This window comes from Protofrankia sp. CiP1_Cm_nod4 (assembly GCF_982290645.1).
In genome coordinates this window covers 3,727-8,295 of the sequence record NZ_CEVIVC010000178.1, presented here as the reverse complement: position 1 = coordinate 8,295, position 4,569 = coordinate 3,727, and the positions used below count along the sequence as shown (strand labels likewise).

At 64.6% G+C, this 4,569-nt stretch carries 4 protein-coding genes; 3 read left to right on the top strand and 1 reads right to left on the bottom strand.

Annotation, left to right across the window (positions count from 1 at the left end):
- From AC5LSR_RS21755 to AC5LSR_RS21745, 3 genes are all read left to right on the top strand, one after another.
- The coding region (locus tag AC5LSR_RS21755; RefSeq protein ID WP_493468916.1) for a vWA domain-containing protein at nt 1-698 on the top strand (698 nt) is incomplete at its 5' end.
- Entirely contained in the window at nt 695-1,525 is an 831-nt protein-coding gene (locus AC5LSR_RS21750) for a PP2C family serine/threonine-protein phosphatase (RefSeq protein WP_250283769.1), read from the top strand. The genes AC5LSR_RS21755 and AC5LSR_RS21750, both read left to right, overlap by 4 nt.
- Nucleotides 1,522-3,462 carry a helix-hairpin-helix domain-containing protein gene (locus tag AC5LSR_RS21745; RefSeq protein ID WP_250283766.1) on the top strand — a complete coding sequence of 647 codons (1,941 nt, stop codon included), beginning with the start codon at nt 1,522-1,524 and terminating at the stop codon, nt 3,460-3,462. The genes AC5LSR_RS21750 and AC5LSR_RS21745 overlap by 4 nt, the downstream gene beginning before the upstream one ends.
- Nucleotides 3,463-3,678: 216 nt before the next feature.
- Here the strand turns inward: AC5LSR_RS21745 and AC5LSR_RS21740 are convergent, their stop codons facing one another.
- Nucleotides 3,679-4,419 carry a cyclase family protein gene (locus AC5LSR_RS21740; protein ID WP_250283764.1) on the bottom strand — a complete coding sequence of 247 codons (741 nt, stop codon included), beginning with the start codon at nt 4,417-4,419 and terminating at the stop codon, nt 3,679-3,681.
- Nucleotides 4,420-4,569: the final 150 nt, after the last annotated feature.

Here is a 4,569-nt window from a genome sequence, read left to right as displayed (position 1 = left end):
GGATTGAGATGGGGATGACCGAGCAGATCGGATACGACAACTTCGACTTCGGACACCAGCCTGAGGTGGACTTCGCCCTGAACCCCGAGCCGCGGTGTCCCTGTCTCCTGCTGCTGGACGTGTCTGGGTCCATGAACGGTCAGCCCATTCGAGAACTCAACGCCGGTCTCAGGGCGTTCCAGGATGAACTCACCTCAGACGACCTCGCCGCGAAGCGCGTCGAGGTCGGGATCATCACCTTCGGACCGGTGCAGGTGGCGACCGACTTCGTGTCTGCCTCGGTGTTCACAGCGCCCGAGTTGCACGTGCAGGGAGCCACCCCGATGGGCGAAGCCATCACCCGAGGTCTGTCGTTGCTCCGTGACCGCAAGACTGAATATAGGAACAACGGGGTGAAGTACTACCGCCCGTGGATCTTCCTGATCACAGACGGGGAGCCGACAGACAACTGGCATGCGGCCGCCCACGCTGTGCAGGCGGGTGAGGCTGCGAAGGAGTTCGCGCTTTTCGCCGTCGGCGTGCGGGGAGCGAACATGGAAATCCTCCGCCAGATCGCTGTCCGCCAGCCGCTCGCGCTGCAGGGACTCAAGTTTCAGGAACTCTTCCAGTGGCTGTCCAGTTCCCTGGGATCGGTGTCCCGTTCGGCCGTCGGCACCGAGACGCTGCTCGCGGCACCTACAGGGTGGGCCGCCGTTTGACCTGGCGCGTCATCGCGAGGTCCGAAGCCGGCACCTCGCACATCAAACGAAGCCTGCCCTGCGACGACGACTGCCTCTTCGCGCAATATCGGCTTCCGTGTGGCGACGAGTTGCTCGCGGTCGTCGTCGCGGATGGCGCGGGCAGCGCCGAACACGGTGGCGAAGGGGCACAGGTCGCGATAGCAGCGGTGGCTGCGGCTCTCCAGTCGCGCCTGGGCGAATCAGAGATCATGCTGGATGCCGGCCTGGCCGAGATCCTGGTGACGGCGGCACACGACGGAATCGCGTCGAAGGCCACCAGCCACAACCTCCGTCCTCGAGACTTTGCCTGCACCCTGCTTGGTGTGCTCGCCGCGCCGACGCTCGGGACGATGGCTTTCCAGATCGGAGACGGCGGCATCGTCCTCGACGTCGGGAGCGGGCTGGAACTCGCCGTAGTACCCATGGTTGGGGAGTACGCCAACATGACGCACTTCGTCACGCAGGACAACTTCCGCGAGGTCCTCGCCGTCCGAACCTTTGACCCACTGGCTACGAAGATCGCAGCATTCACCGATGGCCTGCAGCGAATCGCGCTCGATCTCGCCACGGACGTACCCCATGAACCATTCTTCAGGCCCTTTTTCAAGGCGCTCGAGGATGCCAGATCCGAAAACGAGGAAGTTCTGCTCGACCAACTCAGCCTGGCTCTGGGACGGTTCCTGCAAGGACCGCTGGTAAACGAACGTACCGACGACGACAAGACACTAGCTATCGCAGTCTGGCTCGGCGACGTCGACCCAGCCACGGCCAGTGACGAACTGGGAAACTCGGACGCGCGGGCATGAGCACCACCCGGCTGTTCACGTCAACGGGAGACGAACTGTCGCTCGGCCCGACTCTCGGCAAGGGCGGCGAAGGTTCCGTCCACCAGATCAACGGAGACTCAAATCACGTCGCAAAAGTGTACCACAAGATCCCTGACGGCGACCGGCAGGAGAAGCTTCGGTTGATGGCGTCTCTCAGGGATGCCGACATCCGGAAATTTGTCGCTTGGCCAGTGGAGACCCTGCATGTGGACCGGGGAGGTCCCGTCCGGGGCTTTGTCATGCCAACCGCAGGCTCCTGCGTTCCCGTTCATCAGCTCTACAACCCCGGCCACCGCAAGCAGGAGCAGCCCCAACTGTCGTGGAAGAATTTGCTGGTCACGGCGCGGAACACGGCGGACGGCTTCGCCGCGGTCCACCAGCGTGGACTGGTCGTGGGTGACGTCAACGAGAACTCGGTGATGGTCGCCCCAAATAACGGGCATGTGATGCTGATCGACGCGGATTCATTTCAGGTGAACGCGGATGGCCGGGTCTTTCCCTGCCTGGTCGGGGTTCCGGACTTCACCCCGCCCGAGTTGCACGCGGTCGGTGACTTCAGCCGGATGGTCCGAACCGCCAACCACGACAACTTCGGTCTGGCAATCCTGATCTTCCAGCTGCTCCTCGGCGGACGCCATCCCTTCGCGGGTCGTCCGCTCCGTAACGATGTCGGCAACGATATGTCCACTGATATCAGCGGCTTTCGGTTTGCCGACGCCCCGGACAACAGCAGCCGCGGATTGGTCCCGCCACCGACAGCCGTTCCGGTGACCATCCTTCCTGCTGTGATCCACGGCATGTTCACCCAGGCGTTCACCGAGCCCGGGATCCAGCACCGGCCGACTGCTCGGGAGTGGGTATTGGCTCTCGACAAACTGCGACCGCAGACAGCCGTGTGCCACGCCAGCCCACACCACGCTTACCCGGCACACGTGAGGGCGTGCCCCTGGTGTTCCCTCGACAGTTCGGGAATCGTGCATTTCGTCAAGGCGCAGGTCGCCGCGAAGGCGCAAGCGGCGGGGGTCACCATCGCGGCGCTGTGGGCGCAGATATCTGCAGTCCCGCCCCCGGCGGAAATCGTCGTACCCCCCAGCGCCGGGATTAAGCCCGTTGCGCGGCCGCTCCCGGCGGCGGTGCGCTCAAAGGCAACACCATTCGTCGTCTGGCCCATCGTGGTCAGCCTGGTTATTGCATTGATGGTAATCGCAGGTGCGCTCGGGCTCCTGGCGCTGGTGTTGCCCGTTTTTGTGGGTCGGTGGCTCAAACGCTACGGTGAGCCCAGGCGTCAGGAGAAGGACGCGCGCCTGCTGGCAGGGCAACAGGCGCGAGATGCGCATGCAGCCGCGATCCGTGAGGCAGAGGAAGCTGGCCCAGCAGGGTTTCAGACTCTCCGTGATCCGCTTGCCAGGCTCTATTCTGAGTACACCGTCGAGATCCCGAAACAGGAGAGGCGGACACTCGCGGAATTTGACCGCACCGTGCGGGATCGCCAGCTGCGCCGTCACTTGGAGCGGCAGTACGTCAGCAGGGCCTCGATCAGCGGCGTTGGCCCGAGTCTCAAGCAGCGGCTTGCAGCGTACGGCGTCAACACCGCTGCAGATGTGAACCGCTCCAAGATAATAGGAATCCCCGGTTTCGGGGAAGTGAAGACTGGAGCTCTGGTCGCTTGGCGTGACTCCTGTGAACGTGCTTTCCGCTACAACCCCCATGACCCTGCTACGCCCAAGGAACGCGACCAGGCGCTCGAAGTTCACCAGAGGCGGCGCAGATCCATCGAGAACGAGCTTCAGCGCGGTCTCGCCGAACTCCAGCGCCGCAGCCAGCTCCGGCCAGAAGCGCGAGCCGAAATTGAGCAGAAGCTAGCCGCCACGGCCCGGCAACTCGCCCAGGCGGACGCCGACCTGACTGTCCTCTAACGAGGCTCCTGTTCGTCTTCAATCCTGAGCGCCGCGCGGTCCTGTTTGTCGCCGGAGACAAGGCCGGGCAGTGGTCAACCTGGTGCGCCAGGGCGATCCCGCTGGCCGAGGCCCGTTACGCCCTCCACCTCTAACCATCCAGAAGGTCGGCGTTGGCTGGACACGGTGTCGGTAGCAGCGTCGATCCCGTACCCGCGAGCCGTTCGGGAGCCCCGATCACCCGCCGTGCCCTGGGTCCCGAAACACCGTTCCTGGCAGCCGAGTCGCGTTCCTGACAGCCAAGTTGACCGGGTCGAGGTCCATGGCGACGGCTCGGACGGGTGCTCCGTCGGCGCCGGTGAGACGCAGTGGCAGCGCGGTCACGAAGGGGTCGAAGTCGATCGCCTCGATGTTGCGCAGGTTCTCGCCGATGATCCCGCCGTGGCGGGCGATGAGGTGGTGTACCGGAAAGCCTGCCCCTGGATGGCCGGCGTCGGGCGTCTCGTCGATGCTGGCGGCGTCCAGCAGGAACGTCCGCGCACCGAGATCGACCATTCGCGTTGCGGCGTCCTCGTCGAGGAACGGATGATCGAAGTATTTCGGTGTTCCGTAGTGTGCGGACCAGCCGGTGTGCAGGATCGTGATGACTCCGGGGCCGATGCGGCCGGTGGGTGCGGAGGCGGTGATGTGGTCCCAGGTGATCCGTTCCCGAGGTGCCAGCCCGGTCACGTCCAGGATGATCCCGGGGCCGGCCAGTAGGCGCAGGTCGAGTTCGTCGACGCGGGCCCCGTTCGGCTCGACGTGGTAGGGCGCGTCGACGTGCGTCCCGGTCTGTGATCCGAGGTGCAGGTCGAGCAGGTTGAAGCCGGCTGTCTCGATCGTGGCCGCCGGTCGGAGCCGCGGGGTGGGATCACCCGGGTAGACCTGGGTGCTCTCGTCCAGTGGCACCGACAGGTCGACGATCCGACGGATACGCATGCCCGATTCTCTGCTCCGCGCGGGCGGCTTGGTGATCCTGTCACCCTACCGATGATCGTGCCGTCGCTCGGGGCGGGGCGGGGCATGGGGACCGGGAGCATGCCTGTACCGAAGGTACTGATCGAAGAAGCGAAAAAAACCGTAGATACG